Annotated in this window: 12 protein-coding genes; all 12 read left to right on the forward strand. The window is 72.7% G+C overall.

What is annotated here, in order from left to right:
• Positions 1 to 45: 45 nt before the first annotated feature.
• The 12 genes from ACFYYN_RS15855 to ACFYYN_RS15910 all read left to right on the forward strand — a co-directional run bounded on the left by ACFYYN_RS15855 (position 46) and on the right by ACFYYN_RS15910 (position 15,552).
• Positions 46 to 1,260 (forward strand): Gfo/Idh/MocA family protein, encoded by a 1,215-nt coding sequence (locus tag ACFYYN_RS15855; protein WP_500546260.1) that lies wholly within the window; start codon positions 46 to 48, stop codon positions 1,258 to 1,260.
• A 28-nt stretch (positions 1,261 to 1,288) separates the two neighbouring features.
• Complete coding sequence (locus ACFYYN_RS15860) at positions 1,289 to 2,293, forward strand: sugar phosphate isomerase/epimerase family protein (protein WP_499515840.1); 1,005 nt, start codon at positions 1,289 to 1,291, stop codon at positions 2,291 to 2,293.
• Between the two features lie 294 nt (positions 2,294 to 2,587).
• Positions 2,588 to 6,307, forward strand: a complete 3,720-nt coding sequence (locus ACFYYN_RS15865; protein WP_500546261.1) for a ThuA domain-containing protein — start codon at positions 2,588 to 2,590, stop codon at positions 6,305 to 6,307.
• A gap of 93 nt (positions 6,308 to 6,400) precedes the next feature.
• The gene (locus tag ACFYYN_RS15870; RefSeq protein WP_500324644.1) at positions 6,401 to 7,555 is read left to right on the forward strand and encodes an inositol-3-phosphate synthase; all 1,155 of its coding nucleotides are present in this window, start codon (positions 6,401 to 6,403) and stop codon (positions 7,553 to 7,555) included.
• Positions 7,552 to 8,769, forward strand: coding sequence for an SCO3242 family prenyltransferase (locus ACFYYN_RS15875; protein WP_500546263.1), 1,218 nt, complete (start codon positions 7,552 to 7,554; stop codon positions 8,767 to 8,769). Before ACFYYN_RS15870 ends, ACFYYN_RS15875 begins: the two co-directional genes overlap by 4 nt.
• Positions 8,766 to 9,623: a sugar phosphate isomerase/epimerase family protein gene (locus ACFYYN_RS15880; protein WP_500546264.1), complete on the forward strand. Its 858-nt coding sequence runs from the start codon at positions 8,766 to 8,768 to the stop codon at positions 9,621 to 9,623. Before ACFYYN_RS15875 ends, ACFYYN_RS15880 begins: the two co-directional genes overlap by 4 nt.
• Positions 9,620 to 10,255, forward strand: coding sequence for an EboA domain-containing protein (locus ACFYYN_RS15885; RefSeq protein WP_500546265.1), 636 nt, complete (start codon positions 9,620 to 9,622; stop codon positions 10,253 to 10,255). The genes ACFYYN_RS15880 and ACFYYN_RS15885 overlap by 4 nt, the downstream gene beginning before the upstream one ends.
• Positions 10,255 to 11,103, forward strand: coding sequence for a TatD family hydrolase (locus tag ACFYYN_RS15890; RefSeq protein ID WP_500324648.1), 849 nt, complete (start codon positions 10,255 to 10,257; stop codon positions 11,101 to 11,103). The genes ACFYYN_RS15885 and ACFYYN_RS15890 overlap by 1 nt, the downstream gene beginning before the upstream one ends.
• A 13-nt stretch (positions 11,104 to 11,116) precedes the next feature.
• Positions 11,117 to 12,286, forward strand: a complete 1,170-nt coding sequence (gene eboE / locus ACFYYN_RS15895) for a metabolite traffic protein EboE (protein WP_500324649.1) — start codon at positions 11,117 to 11,119, stop codon at positions 12,284 to 12,286.
• The gene (locus ACFYYN_RS15900) at positions 12,283 to 13,671 is read left to right on the forward strand and encodes an alkaline phosphatase family protein (RefSeq protein ID WP_500546266.1); all 1,389 of its coding nucleotides are present in this window, start codon (positions 12,283 to 12,285) and stop codon (positions 13,669 to 13,671) included. The genes eboE and ACFYYN_RS15900 overlap by 4 nt, the downstream gene beginning before the upstream one ends.
• 34 nt (positions 13,672 to 13,705) lie before the next feature.
• Positions 13,706 to 14,758 carry a sugar phosphate isomerase/epimerase family protein gene (locus ACFYYN_RS15905; RefSeq protein WP_500546267.1) on the forward strand — a complete coding sequence of 351 codons (1,053 nt, stop codon included), beginning with the start codon at positions 13,706 to 13,708 and terminating at the stop codon, positions 14,756 to 14,758.
• Between the two features lie 557 nt (positions 14,759 to 15,315).
• A complete protein-coding gene (locus tag ACFYYN_RS15910) occupies positions 15,316 to 15,552 on the forward strand; it encodes a hypothetical protein (RefSeq protein ID WP_500546268.1) in 237 nt (78 codons plus the stop codon).
• Positions 15,553 to 15,732 lie beyond the last annotated feature (180 nt).

Below are 15,732 nucleotides of genomic sequence, written 5' to 3' on the forward strand. Positions count from 1 at the left end.
TCCGCCCCGCCCGTCCGAACCGAGCAACCGACGAGGAGCAACGGCATGGCTGATATGGCCGGCAAGGAAGACAGTGAGGCAGGGGCCGCTTCGCCGGCGCTCGGCATCGGCATGGTCGGCTACGCCTTCATGGGCGCCACCCACTCCCACGCGTGGCGCACCGTGGGCCGCGTGTTCGACCTGCCGATGAGGCCCGTCCTGGCCGCGATCGGCGGCCGGGACGAGGGGGCGGTGCGGGCCGCGGCCGCCCGGCACGGCTGGGCCGCCGCGGAGACGGACTGGCGGGCACTGGTGGACCGGGACGACGTCCAGCTGGTGGACGTGTGCACCCCCGGCGACAGCCACGCCGAGATCGCCGTCGCGGCGCTCGAGGCGGGCAAGCACGTGCTGTGCGAGAAGCCGCTGGCCAATTCGGTCGCCGAGGCCGAGGCCATGGCCGCGGCGGCCGAGCGGGCGGCCGCCCGCGGCCAGGTGGCCATGGTCGGCTTCAACTACCGGCGGGTGCCCGCGGTCGCGTACGCCCGGCGGCTCATCGCGGACGGGAGGGTCGGCACGATCCGCCACGTGCGGGTGACCTACCTCCAGGACTGGCTCGTCGACCCGGACTTCCCGCTGACCTGGCGGCTCAAGCGCGAGTACGCGGGTTCCGGGGCCCTGGGGGACCTCGGCGCGCACGCCGTCGACCTCGCCCAGTACCTGGCGGGGGAGCTCCTGGTGGGCGTCTCGGCGCTCACCGAGACCTTCGTACGGGACCGGCCCGAGCTGGACGGCGCCTCGTCGGGGCTGTCGGGCTCCGGGAGCGCGCGGCGGGGGCCGGTGACGGTCGACGACGCGGCGCTGTTCACCGGGCGGCTCACCTCGGGGGCGCTCGCCTCGTTCGAGGCCACCCGGATGGCGTCGGGGCGCAAGAACGCCCTGCGGCTGGAGATCAACGGCGAGCGCGGCTCGCTCGCCTTCGACCTGGAGCGGCTGAACGAGCTGTCGTTCCACGACCACACCGAGCCCGCCGACTCGGCCGGCTTCCGGCGGATCCTGGTGACCGAGCCGGGCCATCCGTACCTGGAGGCGTGGTGGCCGCCCGGCCACGCGCTTGGTTACGAGCACACCTTCACCCACCAGGCCCGCGACCTCGTCCTCGGGATCGCCGAAGGGGTCGCCCCGGCGCCGTCGTTCGCCGACGGCCTGCAGGTGCAGCGGGTCCTGGCGGCGGTGGAGGAGAGCGCCGAGAAGAACGCCGTCTACACCCCCGTCCCCGCCTGACCACGCCCGTATCGAGGAGGCCCTCGCCGTGCCACGACCCTTCACCCTCTTCACCGGCCAGTGGGCCGACCTGCCCCTGGAGGAGGTCTGCCGGCTCGCCCGCGACTTCGGTTACGACGGGCTCGAACTCGCCTGCTGGGGCGACCACTTCGAGGTCGACAAAGCCCTGGCCGACCCCGCCTACCTGGACGGGCGGCGGGCGCTGCTCGACAAGTACGGCCTGAAGTGCTGGGCGGTCTCCAACCACCTGGTCGGACAGGCCGTCTGCGACAACCCGATCGACGAGCGCCACAAGGGGATCCTGCCCGCCCGGATCTGGGGCGACGGTGAGCCGGAGGGCGTCCGGCAGCGGGCCGCGCGCGAACTGGCCGACACCGCGCGCGCCGCGGCCGCCTTCGGGGTGCGCACCGTCATCGGCTTCACCGGCTCGTCGATCTGGCACCTGGTCGCCATGTTCCCGCCGGTCCCGGAGCGGATGATCGAGCGCGGCTTCGAGGACTTCGCCGAGCGGTGGAACCCGATCCTGGACGTCTACGACGCCGAGGGGGTCCGCTTCGCCCACGAGGTCCACCCGGCCGAGATCGCCTACGACTACTGGACCACGCACCGCGCGCTGGAGGCCGTCGGCCACCGGCCGGCCTTCGGGCTGAACTTCGACCCGAGCCACTTCGTGTGGCAGGACCTCGACCCCGTCGGGTTCCTGTGGGACTTCAAGGACCGCATCTACCACGTCGACTGCAAGGAGGCCCGCAAGCGCCTCGACGGCCGCAACGGGCGCATGGGCTCCCACCTGCCGTGGGGCGACCCGCGGCGCGGCTGGGACTTCGTCTCGGCCGGGCACGGCGACGTGCCGTGGGAGGACGTGTTCCGGATGCTCCGGTCGATCGGATACGACGGCCCGATCTCCGTCGAGTGGGAGGACGCCGGGATGGACCGCCTCGCGGGCGCCCCGGAAGCGCTTTCCCTCCTGAAGCGGTACGACTTCGATCCGCCTGCGGCGTCCTTCGACGCCGCGTTCGGAGGCAACGACTAGGCGTCACCGCAGGTCACAGCGCACATCCCGCAGCCCGGCGGCCACTGCCGCCGGGCCTGTCGGGCTGCCCGGGCCCAGCTTTGTCCTGGCGCTGGAGAAAGTTCAACTTATTCACCGCGCAAGGCCTTTCGGTCCGGGACGAACCCGGCTACCGTCCCTGAGGTGTACAGGACACAGGCCTGAAACACGAGGCCGGTCCTGAGCGGCACCCGACCAGCGTGACGGCGCACGCCGGTCCCCGGATCTTCCGCACGGCAGCTGCATCCGCCCGTACGACCTTCCCGGAGGACACACGTGCACAGAAAACGGCCCGGAGCATCCAGAACCCGATTCCGGCAGGGACTCGCGCTCCTCACCGGCGGCCTCCTCGCCGCCACGTCCCTCGTCATCTCCGCCCCCTTGGGCGCCTCGGCCCGGCCCCTCGACGCGGAGCCCGCGGCCGCGGCGGCGGAGGAGTTCCAGCAGGTCACCCTCGCCAAGGGGGAGCCCGAGACGGGCGAGCCCATGTCCCTCGCGGTCCTGCCCGACCGCAGCGTGCTGCACACCTCGCGCGACGGCGAGCTGCGCAGGACCGACGCCGCCGGCACCACCACCGTGATCGGAACGGTCCCCGTCTACACGCACGACGAGGAGGGCCTCCAAGGCGTCGGCATCGACCCGGACTTCAGCGAGAACCGGGCGATCTTCCTCTACTACGCGCCCCCGCTCGACACCCCCGCAGGCGACGCCCCCGACCAGGGGACGGCCGAGGACTTCGCCAAGTTCGACGGTGTCAACCGGCTCTCGCGCTTCACGCTGAACGCCGACTGGACCCTCGACAACGCCAGCGAGAAGAAGGTCCTCGACGTCGCCACGACCCGCGGCATCTGCTGCCACGTCGGCGGTGACATCGACTTCGACGCCCAGGGCAACCTGTACCTGTCGACCGGCGACGACTCCAACCCCTTCGCCTCCGACGGCTACGCGCCCATCGACGACCGCCCGGGCCGCAACCCCGCCTACGACGCCCGCCGCACCTCCGGCAACACCAACGACCTGCGCGGCAAGCTGCTGCGGATCAAGGTCGCCGACGACGGTTCGTACACGATCCCCGAGGGCAACCTCTTCGCCCCGGGCACGGACAGGACCCGGCCCGAGATCTACGCCATGGGCTTCCGCAACCCGTTCCGCTTCAGCGTCGACAAGAAGACCGGCATCGCCTACGTCGGCGACTACGGACCCGACGCCGGCGCGGCCGACCCCAAGCGCGGCCCCGGCGGCCAGGTCGAGTTCGCCCGCGTGACGACGGCCGGCAACTTCGGCTGGCCCTTCTGCACCGGCGACAACGACCCGTACGTCGACTACGACTTCGCGACCGGGCAGTCCGGCGCGACCTTCGACTGCGCCGCGCCGAAGAACGACTCGCCGTACAACACGGGCCTGACCGACCTGCCGCCCGCGCAGGCCGCGTGGATCCCCTACGACGGCGGTTCCGTGCCCGAGTTCGGCTCCGGCTCCGAGTCCCCCATGGGCGGCCCGGTCTACCGGTACGACCCCGAACTGGACTCCCCGGTGAAGTTCCCCGAGGCCTACGACGGCGACTTCTTCGCCGGCGAGTTCGGGCGCCGCTGGATCAAGCGCATCGACCAGGGCGAGGACGGCACGGTCCAGTCCATCAACGACGTGCCCTGGACCGGCACGCAGATCATGGACATGGCCTTCGGCCCGGACGGCGCGCTGTACGTCCTCGACTACGGCACCGCCTGGTTCGGCGGTGACGAGCACTCCGCCCTCTACCGGATCGAGAACGCCACCGACGGCCGCTCCCCGAGCGCCGAGGCGTCCGCGAACAAGACCTCGGGCACTGCACCGCTGAAGGTCACCTTCTCCTCGGCCGGCACCACCGACCCCGACGGCGACACGCTCGCCTACAGCTGGGACTTCGGCGACGGCGGCACCTCCACCGCGGCCGACCCCGCGCACACCTACCGTACGAACGGCACCTATACCGCGACCCTCACGGTGAAGGACCCGACCGGGCGCACCGCGACCGCGAGCGTCCAGGTCGTCGTCGGCAACACCGCGCCCAAGGTGACCCTGGACCTGCCCGCCGAGGGAGCCCTGTTCAGCTTCGGCGACGAGATCCCGTTCAAGGTGACCGTCACCGACCCCGAGGACGGGACCGTCGACTGCTCCAAGGTCAAGGTCACCTACGTCCTCGGCCACGACAGCCACGGCCACCCCGTGACCTCCGTCAACGGTTGCTCCGGCGCCATCAAGACCTCCGCCGACGGCGGCCACGACCCCAACGCCAACATCTTCGGCGTCATCGACGCCGAGTACACCGACGGCGGGGGCGGCGGCCAGGAGGCGCTGACCGGCCACGACCAGGCGCAGCTGCAGCCGCGCCACCGGCAGGCCGAGCACTTCACGGGCTCGTCCGGCGTCGACCTCTTCGACAAGGCCGAGGCCCACGGCGGCCGCACCGTCGGCAACATCGACGACGGCGACTGGATCTCCTTCAAGCCCTACAACCTCACCGGCTCCGTCCGGCTGACCGCCCGCGTTTCCTCCGGAGGCTCCGGTGGCTTCCTCGAGGTGCGCACCGGCTCGGCGACCGGCCCGATCCTGGGCTCCGCCCCCGTACCGGTGACCGGCAGCTGGGAGACCTTCCAGGAGATCGACGTACCGCTGCGCGCCGTGCCGAAGAAGACCACCGAGCTGTTCCTGGTCTTCAAGGGCGGCTCCGGGGCGCTCTACGACCTCGACGACTTCGAGCTCTCCAACGTCCCGGCCGACCGCGCCGCCAAGCGCGTCCTGGTCTTCTCCAGGACCGCCGGGTTCCGCCACGACGCCATCCCCACCGGCGTCGCCGCGCTGAAGGAGCTCGGCGCCACCGCCAACATCACCGTCGACGCCACCGAGGAGCCGCGTCAGTTCACCAGCAACAACCTGGCGCGCTACGACGCGGTGGTGTTCCTGTCGACCACCGGTGACGTCCTCAACGCCGATCAGCAGCAGGCGTTCGAGAACTACGTCAAGGGCGGGGGCGCCTACATGGGCGTCCACGCCGCCGCCGACACCGAGTACGACTGGCCCTTCTACGGCGGCCTCGTCGGCGCCTACTTCCAGGGGCACCCGCAGATCCAGAAGGCCACCGTCCGCGCCGAGGACCACACGCACCCCGCCACCGCGCACCTCGACGAGGCCGGCTGGGAGCGCACCGACGAGTGGTACAACTACCGCACCAACCCGCGCGGCCAGGCCCGCGTCCTCGCCACCCTGGACGAGACCACCTACCAGGGCGGCACGATGAAGGGCGACCACCCCATCGCGTGGTGCCAGACCTACCAGTCCGGGCGCTCCTTCTACACCGGTCTCGGGCACACCAAGGAGTCCTACGCCGAGCCGGCCTTCCGCCAGCACCTCCTGGGCGGACTGCGCTACGCCGTCGGACAGGTCAAGGCCGACTGCAAGCCGCAGACGGGCTACCGCGACCTGTTCAACGGGTACACCTCGGAGGGCTGGAAGCAGGCGGGCCCCGGCAAGTTCAACGTCGTCGACGGTGAACTGCGCACCGAGGGCGGCATGGGCCTGCTGTGGTACCAGGCCAAGCAGTACGGCGCGTACTCCCTGAAGCTCGACTGGAAGATGGACGGCGACGACAACTCCGGTGTCTTCGTGGGCTTCCCGGCCTCCGACGACCCCTGGTCAGCGGTGGACAAGGGCTACGAGATCCAGATCGACGCCTCCGACGCCCCCGACCGCACCACCGGCTCCGTCTACAGCTTCAAGTCGGCCAACCTCAAGGCCCGCGACCAGGTGCTGCGTCCCCCGGGCCAGTGGAACAGCTACGAGATCAAGGTCCAGGGTGAACGGCTCCAGGTCTTCCTCAACGGAGTCAAGATCAACGACTTCACCAACACCGACCCCGCCCGCAGCCTGAAGGACGGCTACATCGGCCTGCAGAACCACGGGGCCGACGACCAGGTGTCCTTCCGGAACGTACAGATCAAGGAACTTCCCTCCTCGTAGGGCAGTCCCTGCCGGCACCCACGAGCCGGCGGCGGGCGGGGAGACGCCGTGCCCCCGCCCGCCGCCCCCACCACTCGCACCAGGGAGGCAGCCGTGACGAACCCCCCCGCCCCGGCACCGGCATCGGACCACCGGTCGCCCGCGCGCACCGGAGTGTGGCTCATCGGAGCCCGCGGCTCCGTCGCCACCACCGCCGTCGCGGGATGCGCGGCGATCACCGCCGGGCTCCACCCCGCGACGGGCATGGTGAGCGAGACCGCTCCCTTCGCCTCGGCCGGCCTTCCACCACTCCCTTCCCTGGTCTTCGGCGGCCACGATACGGCTGCCTGCCCGCTGGGCAAGCGGGCCGAACAGCTCGCGGAGGGCGGCGTGCTGCCGTACGGCCTGCCGGCCGCGCTCCGCGCCGAACTCGCCGCCGCCGACGCCGAGATCCGCACCGGCGGCCCGCTCCCCGGCGACACCCGCGGTGACGAGGAGCTGATCGCGGCGTTCGCGGCGGACATCACCGCCTTCACCCACCGCCACGACCTGGCGCGGACCGTCGTCGTCAACGTCGCCTCCACCGAGCCCGTTCCCGAGCCCGGGAGCGACCGCCTCCCGGCGAGCTCCCTCTACGCGGCTGCGGCGATCGAGGCCGGATGCGCCTACGTGAACTTCACCCCTTCCACCGGGATACGGACCCGGGACCTCGCCGAGGCGGCCTCCGCCCGCGGCCTGCCTCACGCGGGACGGGACGGCAAGACGGGGCAGACCCTGCTCCGCTCCGTCCTCGCCCCGATGTTCGTGCAACGCGCGCTGTCGGTACGGGCCTGGTCCGGCACCAACCTGCTCGGCGGCGGTGACGGGGCGGTCCTTGCCGACCCCGCGGCGGCCGCGGCGAAGAACGCCGGCAAGGAGCGCGTCCTCGCCGACGCCCTCGGCGCCGCCCCCGAGGGCGAGGTGCACATCGACGACGTCCCCGCCCTCGGCGACTGGAAGACGGCCTGGGACCACATCGCCTTCGACGGCTTCCTCGGCACCCGCATGGTCCTCCAGACCACCTGGCAGGGATGCGACTCCGCCCTCGCCGCCCCGCTCGTCCTCGACCTCGCCCGCTTCGCGGCCCGCGCCCAGGAGGCCGGTCTGAGCGGACCCCTCCCCGAGCTGGGCTTCTACTTCAAGGACCCCGACCCGGGCGCCCCCGCGGCGCTCTCCGAGCAGTACGGGGAGCTGCTGGCCCTCGCCGTGAGGCTGGGGGAGTCCCGGTGAGGGCACCGGGAGCGGGGCGGCTGCGGGCCCTGGCCGTCGTGGCGGCCCTCGGCGTCGTGACGGCGTTCGCCGCGCGCCGCCCAGCGCGCGGCACGGTGCACGACACCGTCCCGCGGGGCGGGGCGGCGCGCGGCACCCACCGGCCCGGGGCGGAGGAGGGGGCCGCCCCGGGCGGGTGCGACGACGCCCGGCCCGCCGGGCCCGGGAGCGCCGACGACGCCGAGGCGGAACGGCCCGCACCGGCCCCACGGCTGTGGGACTGGGCCGAACTCCTGCGCGTCTCCGCCCTGTTCACCGTCCCGGGCGACGCCCTCGCGGGCGCCGCTGCGACGGGACGCGGTCCCCGTCGCGGCACGTTCCTCGCCATCGGCAGCTCGCTGTGCCTCTACCACGCGGGCATGGCGCTCAACGACTGGGCCGACCGCGACGAGGACGCCGTCGACCGCCCCCACCGGCCCCTCCCCTCGGGCCGGATCAGCCCGGCCGCCGCTCTGACGGCCGCCGGGGCGCTCACCGCGGCCGGCCTGGCGCTCGCGGCCCGCGCGGGACGCGCCCCGCTCGCCCTCGCCACCACCCTCGCGGCGACGGTCTGGGCGTACGACCTGCGTCTTAAGCACACGGCGGCGGGACCGGCCGCCATGGCCACCGCACGCGCCCTCGACCTCGTGCTCGGCGCGACGGCCACCCGTCCCCGGGCGCTCGCCGCCGCGCTGCCCCACGCCGCCCTGCTCGGCGCGCACACCTATGCGGTCACCACCGTCTCCCGCAACGAGACGCAGGGCGGCTCCAGCAGGGCACCGCTCGCAGCGCTGGTCACGACCACGGCGATCGCCGCCGTCACGGCCGACGCCGCCCGGACGCTGCACCACCTGCGTGCGTCCACACGCCCGCCGTCGGCCACTGCCCGGCACGGGGCGGGCGGTGGCCGGCGCGGGCGACCAACCCCGAGGACGGAGCAACCACCGGCCCTGCCCCACGTCCTGACGGCACTGGCTTCCGCGGCCTACGCCGGCACGGCGCTCACCCCCTTCCTGCACGCGGCTCTCAACCCGTCACCGCAGCTCACCCAGCGCGCGGTCGGCGGCGGGATCCGCGCCATGATCCCGTTGCAGGCCGCCCTGGCGGCCCGCTCCGGCTCGGGAGCATCCGCGGCGGCCGTCCTCGCCCTCGGCCCAGTAGCCCGCCGGGTCGCCAGAAAGGTGAGCCCCACATGAGCCTGCGCCTCGGCTACGGAACCAACGGCCTCACCGACCTCCGCCTCGACGACGCCCTCTCCCTCCTCGCCGACCTGGGCTACGACGGCGTCGGCCTGACCCTCGACCACATGCACCTCGACCCGCTGGCACCCGACCTCGCCGCCCGCACCCGACGCCTCGCGGGACGGCTGTCCGCGCTCGGCCTCGAGGTCACCGTCGAGACCGGCGCCCGCTACGTCCTCGACCCGCGCCGCAAGCACGGTCCCTCCCTCCTCGACCCGGACCCCGACGCCCGCGCCTCCCGCACCCGGTTGCTCGTCCGCGCCGTCCAGGTCGCCGACGACCTCGGGGCCCACGCCGTGCACTGCTTCAGCGGGATCACGCCCGCCGGCACGTCGTCCGCAACCGCATGGCAGCGGCTCGAAGGCGCCCTCGCACCCGTCCTGGACGCGGCGTCCACCGCGGGGGTCCCGCTCGCGGTCGAGCCCGAGCCCGGTCACCTCCTCGCGTGCCTCGACGACTTCCACCACCTGCGCGGCCTGCTCGGCGACCCCGAGCCCCTCGGACTCACCCTCGACATCGGCCACTGCCAGTGCCTGGAACCGGCGCCCCCCGCGGACTGCGTCAAACAGGCCGCCCCCTGGCTCCGCCACGTGCAGATCGAGGACATGCGCCGCGGCGTCCACGAACACCTCCCCTTCGGTGACGGGGAGATCGACTTCCCGCCCGTCCTCCAGGCCCTGGCGGACACCGGCTACGAGGGCCTGACCGTCGTGGAACTTCCCCGCCACTCCCACGCCGGACCCGAACTCGCCCGCACCTCCCTCGACTTCCTGCGCTCCCACACCCCCGCGAACGGAGCCACGGCATGACGACACCCACCCGCGAGGGCCTCCAGGGCCGGCTCGGCGACGCCGCCGGCGCCTGGCTCGACGCGGCCCTCGCCGAAGCCGGAGCCGCCCGCGACGGCACCACGGACGACGACACCCCCACCACAGCCTCCTCCGTGCCCGCCTGGGAACAGCGCTTCGCCTCCGCGGGCCGCCACTGCGGCCAGGAGCACGCCGACGCCGCCCGCGTGCTGCTCCTACGGGAGGCCCGCGCCGACGCCGCCACGCTGACCCGCCTGTACCGGCAGGGCACCGCCGCGGAGCGCCGCGCCGTCCTCCTCGCGCTGCCGCACCTCGCGCCGGCCCCCGCCGACGGGGTGCCCCTCGTCGAGGACGCCCTGCGCACCAACGACACGCGGCTCGTCGCCGCCGCCGTCGGCCCCTACGCCGCGGAGCACCTCGACCCGCACACCTGGCGCCACGCCCTCCTCAAATGCCTGTTCACCGGAGTGCCGGTGGACGCGGCCGCCCGGCTCGAGGACCGGGCACGCGGCGACGCGGAACTGGCCCGCATGCTCGGCGACTACGCGGCGGAACGCACCGCCGCGGGCCGGCCCGTCCCCGCGGACCTCCACCGCGCCCTCGCCCTGACGTCCCGGACGGAGGAGTCCTGATGCGCATCTTCGACCCCCACATCCACATGACCTCCCGCACCACGGACGACTACGAGGCCATGTACGCCGCCGGTGTCCGCGCCCTGGTCGAACCCTCCTTCTGGCTCGGTCAGCCCCGCACCTGCCCCGAGTCCTTCTTCGACTACTTCGACTCCCTCCTGGGCTGGGAACCCTTCCGCGCCGCGCAGTACGGCATCGCCCACCACTGCACCGTCGCCCTGAACCCCAAGGAGGCGAACGACCCGCGCTGCCTCCCCGTCCTCGACGCGCTGCCCCGCTTCCTCGTCAAGGACAACGTCGTCGCCGTCGGCGAGATCGGCTACGACTCGATGACCCCCGCCGAGGACACCGCCCTCGCCACCCAGCTCCAGCTCGCCGCCGACCACGGACTGCCCGCCCTCGTCCACACCCCGCACCGCGACAAGCTCACCGGGATGCGCCGCACCATCGACGTCGTCCGCGAGTCCGCGCTCGACCCCGAGCACGTCCTGCTCGACCACCTGAACGAGACCACGGTGAAGGAGGCCGCCGACAGCGGCTGCTGGCTGGGCTTCTCCATCTACCCCGACACCAAGATGGACGAGGACCGCATGGTCGCCGTGCTGAAGGCCTACGGCACCGAGAAGACGCTGGTCAACTCCGCAGCGGACTGGGGGAAGAGCGACCCCCTCAAGACCCGCAGGACCGCGGACGCGATGCTCGCCGCCGGCTTCACCGCCGACGACGTCGACCAGGTCCTGTGGCGCAACCCCGTTGCCTTCTACGGCCGCAGCGGAAAGCTGCAGCTCGACGTCCCGGCCCCCGCGGACCTGCACGAGGGCAACTCCATCCTCCGCGGCGGGGAATGAGGAGGCGGTACCCATGCGCTTCCGGCACCCCGACGGCTCCGTCGTCCACCTGGCCTACTGCACCAACGTCCATCCCGCGGAGACGCTCGACGGAGTCCTCTCGCAGCTCCGCGACCACTGCGAACCCGTGCGCAAGCGGCTGGGCCGGGACCGCCTCGGCATCGGGCTGTGGCTCGCCAAGGACGCCGCGCGCGCCCTCCACACCGATCCGGCGGCCCTGCGCGGGCTGCGCACCGCACTCGACCGCCGCGGCCTCGAGGTCGTCACCCTCAACGGCTTCCCCTACCAGGGCTTCGGCGCCGCCGAGGTCAAGTACCGGGTCTACCGGCCGGACTGGACCGAGCCGGAGCGGCTCGCCTACACCAGCGGCCTCGCCGACCTCCTCGCCGCCCTGCTCCCCGCCGACGTCACCGAAGGATCGATCTCCACCCTCCCGCTCGCCTGGCGCACCCTCTGGGACGAGCGTGCCGCGCGGAGCGCCAGGACCGCCCTCACCACCCTCGCCGGACGGCTCGACGCGCTGGCCGAACTCACGGGCAAGTCCATCAGGATCGCCCTGGAACCCGAACCGGGCTGCATCGTCGAGACCACCGCGGACGCGATAGAGCCCCTCACGGCGATCGCCCACCCCCGCATCGGCGTGTGCGTCGACACCTGCCATCTCGCCACCTCCTTCGAAGAACCCGCCGCCGCGCTGGACGCGCTCACCGCGGCGGGCATCACCATCCCCAAGGTCCAGCTCTCCGCCGCCCTGCACGCCGAACACCCGCACCTGCAGGACGTACGCGACGCGCTCGCCGCCTTCTCCGAACCCCGCTTCCTCCACCAGACGCGCGCCCGCACCGCCGGCGGCCTGCACGGCACCGACGACCTCCACCAGGCGCTCACCGAGGGGCCGCTCCCCACCGGCGCGCCCTGGCGCGCCCACTTCCACGTGCCGCTGCACGCACCGCCGGCGCCTCCGCTCACCTCCACCGTCCCCGTCCTGAAGGACGCCCTCGCCCGCCTCGTCGGCGGCCCGTCCCCGCTGACCCACCACCTCGAGGTCGAGACCTACACCTGGCAGGCCCTCCCCGCCGAGCTGCGCCCGCGCACCCGGGCCCAGCTCGCCGACGGCATCGCCGCGGAACTCGGTCTGGCCCGCGACCTCCTCCACGACCTCGGCCTGAAGGAACTCCCATGACCGACACCGCCGGGCCGGCCCCCCTCCTCGTCCTCGACGTCGTCGGCCTCACCCCCCGGCTACTGGACCACATGCCGCATCTGAGGCGGCTCGCGGACAGCGGCTCACAGGCCCCGCTCGGCACCGTCCTGCCCGCGGTGACGTGTGCCGCCCAGTCCACCTTCCTCACGGGTGCGCCGCCCGCCGGGCACGGCATCGTCGGCAACGGCTGGTACTTCCGCGAACTCGGCGACGTCCTGCTGTGGCGCCAGCACAACGGTCTCGTCGCCGGCGACAAACTGTGGGACGCCGCCCGCCGTGCCCACCCGGGCTACACCGTGGCCAACATCTGCTGGTGGTACGCCATGGGCGCCGACACCGATGTCACGGTCACCCCGCGCCCCGTCTACTACGCGGACGGCCGCAAGGAGCCCGACTGCTACACCCGGCCCCCCGAGCTCCACGACGAGCTCACCGACGCCCTCGGGACCTTCCCCCTCTTCCACTTCTGGGGCCCCGGCGCCGACATCGTCTCCAGCCGCTGGATCGTCGACGCCACCCGGCACATCCTGCGCACCCGCACACCCGACCTCGCCCTCTGCTACCTCCCGCACCTCGACTACGACCTGCAGCGGTTCGGTCCGGACGACCCCCGCTCCCGCCGCGCGGCCACCGAGCTGGACGAGGCCCTGGCCCCGCTCCTCGACGACGCACGCCGGGAGGGCCGCACGGTGGTGGCGCTCTCCGAGTACGCGATCACGCCCGTCAGCCGGCCCGTCGACATCAACCGCGAGCTGCGGCGCGCCGGGCTGCTGGAGGTCCACACCCAGGACGGGATGGAGTACCTCGACGCGATGGCCTCCCGCGCGTTCGCGGTCGCCGACCACCAGATCGCCCATGTGTACGTGCGCCGTCCCGAGGACCTCGAAGCCACCCGCAAGGTCCTCGCCACGCTGCCCGGCGTCGCCGAACTCCTCGACGACGAGGGCAAGAAGCGGCACGGTCTGGACCATCCGCGCTCCGGCGAGCTCGTCGCCGTGGCGGACCCGGACGCCTGGTTCACGTACTACTACTGGCTCGACGACGACAGGGCACCCGACTTCGCCCGGCTCGTCGAGATCCATCGCAAACCCGGCTACGACCCCGTCGAGCTGTTCATGGACCCCGCGGACCCCTACGTCCGCGTCAAGGCCGCCACCGCACTGGCCCGCAAGAAGCTCGGCATGCGCTACCGCATGGCGGTCGTGCCGCTCGACCCCTCACCTATTCGCGGCAGCCACGGCCGCCTCCCGGCGAGCGACGAAGAAGGTCCGCTCATCCTCTGTTCCATCCCCCGTGCCGTCGGCGGCCGCGTGGCGGCCACCGAAGTGAAGTCCCTGCTCCTGCGCCTGGCAGGACTCCACTGAACCACACATCACCGACGCCAAGGAGTTATCCACAATGACCAGCTCGCGTCGTAACAGCACCCCCGACCCGGAGCTCAGCCGCAAGCTCAGCAGACGCGGCATGCTGGGCGTCGCCGCCGGAGCCGGCGCCGCCGCGCTGCTCGGCCTGGCCGCCCCCACCGCTGCCGCCGCCCAGAGCAAGGGGCACGGCAAGGGCCACGGCCGCCCGGTGCTGCCTCCCGGCCGCCTCGGCATCCAGCTGTACTCGCTGCGCGACAAGGTCTCCACACTGGGCTTCGCCCCCGTCTTCGCGGAACTCCAGAAGTACGGCTACGACGAGATCGAGTACGCCGGCTACACGCAGGGCTCCGCGGGCGCCATCACCCTCGCCCAGCTGCGCCGGCTCGCCCGCGACCACGGACTGCGCGCCATCGGCAGCCACGTCGGCTACTACAACGACGGCGACCCGAACGCCTACACGTTCGCCCAGAACCTGACGAAGGTCCTCGACGACGCCCAGGCTCTCGGGCTGAAGCACATCGGAACGGCGTCCGGTCCCTGGCGGTACGGCAGCACCGTCGACGGCTGGAAGCGCTGCGCCGAGGAGTTCAACGAGTACGGCGCGGCCGCCAAGGCCCGCGGCATGAAGTTCTACCAGCACAACCACGCGGAGGAGTTCTCCTTCGCCACCGACCGCCCGGGAGTGCGGCTGTACGACGTCCTCCTCGCCGAGACCGACCCCGACCTGGTCTACCTGGAGATGGACATCTACTGGGCCTACGCGGGCCAGTTCCGGTTCTCCAAGCGTGCGGACGGCACCCCCGCCCCCTTCGACCCGCTGCGCTACGTCCTGAAGCAGCCCGACCGCTACCCCCTCTTCCACGTCAAGGACGGTGAGCGCGACGACACCAACGCCGACGGCTACCGCATGGTCGACGTCGGGGACGGCGACATCGACTACCAGCGGTTCATCTCGGCCGTGACGCGCACGCACGGCGGCCGCCTCGACCACCACTGGCAGACCGAGCACGACACGCCGCCCGATTCCTTCAGCTTCGCCCGCAGGTCGAGCGCGTACCTGCACTCGCTGCGCGAGACGGACTGCTGACGCCGTGTCGGTGTCGATCTGACGCGCCGTCCGGCGTGCCGGAGGGGCCCCGTGCCCGCCGCTCGGGCGGGCCGGGGCCCTTCGTCTTCCCGGGAGAAGCCGGGCTTGCGCGTCGTCGCGACTTCGGGCAGTCCTGCGGCCGCAGCGACGCGCGAGCCCATGACCAGGGACGGAGCGGTTCCCGTCCGCTCCGGGCCCGCGGTCGGCTCGGTCGTCCCGGGGGATGGGTGGCCGCGTTGGCGTACGTTGTCGGTGACGAGGATTCACCCGTCGGGAGGTCCGGACGTGACGGTTCGTGATTACGGTGCGTGGTGGATTCATTGAGGCCCCGTCGGACCCGTGATCATCAGGAATTCGGCGCTGTGCACGCCGTCCGCAGTCCACCGTTCGCCGCACCTGACGCCGCGTCGCGTGACGGAGCGTGACGGAATTCCGTCGTGCGGCGCGGATGTCCTCGACGCAGGCTCTCCATGTCGGAACCCTGCGGGTATCGCCACGGTGCCCGCCGAGACAGGAGAGTCAGTATGCGCGTTTCCCGTTTTGTGGCCGCTGTCGGTGTGGCCTCTGTCGTTCTGCTGGGTGGTGCCACTGCCGCCGGCGCCGCCACCCCGGACCTCGCCGGCGCCAAGGGAACCCACGTCACGGGCGACCACGGCCGCGGCGGCTACGACCGTGGTCACGGTGGGCGCGGCCACCACCGTGACTCCTACCGCTTCGACCGCGGCTTCTTCGGCTCGTACCTCTTCGGGCCCTACCTCTTCGACCCCTTCTTCTTCGGCGGTCGCTTCCGCTGACCTCCGGCCGGCCTGAACGCCCATGCGTGACGGCCGTCGGTCCCCCCGGGCCGCCGCCCCCGTACAGGGGCGGCGGCCCCCGTGCGTGCGGGGCGGTGCGCGCCGCGGACTCCCATGTGAAAGGCGATAACAATTCGACGTTATCGCCGCTTGCGTTTCCGTTGATAACGTGGCACCGTT

It is taken from the genome of Streptomyces sp. NPDC001902, from assembly GCF_042891295.1.
In the GTDB taxonomy this organism is placed as follows: domain Bacteria; phylum Actinomycetota; class Actinomycetes; order Streptomycetales; family Streptomycetaceae; genus Actinacidiphila.

Coding starts and splice junctions, on each gene's coding strand:
- ACFYYN_RS15855 (WP_500546260.1), top strand. CDS start 46: ATGGCTGATATGGCCGGCAAGGAAGACAGTGAGGCAGGGGCCGCTTCG.
- ACFYYN_RS15880 (WP_500546264.1), top strand. CDS start 8,766: ATGAGCCTGCGCCTCGGCTACGGAACCAACGGCCTCACCGACCTCCGC.
- ACFYYN_RS15885 (WP_500546265.1), top strand. CDS start 9,620: ATGACGACACCCACCCGCGAGGGCCTCCAGGGCCGGCTCGGCGACGCC.
- ACFYYN_RS15890 (WP_500324648.1), top strand. CDS start 10,255: ATGCGCATCTTCGACCCCCACATCCACATGACCTCCCGCACCACGGAC.
- eboE (WP_500324649.1), top strand. CDS start 11,117: ATGCGCTTCCGGCACCCCGACGGCTCCGTCGTCCACCTGGCCTACTGC.
- ACFYYN_RS15900 (WP_500546266.1), top strand. CDS start 12,283: ATGACCGACACCGCCGGGCCGGCCCCCCTCCTCGTCCTCGACGTCGTC.
- ACFYYN_RS15905 (WP_500546267.1), top strand. CDS start 13,706: ATGACCAGCTCGCGTCGTAACAGCACCCCCGACCCGGAGCTCAGCCGC.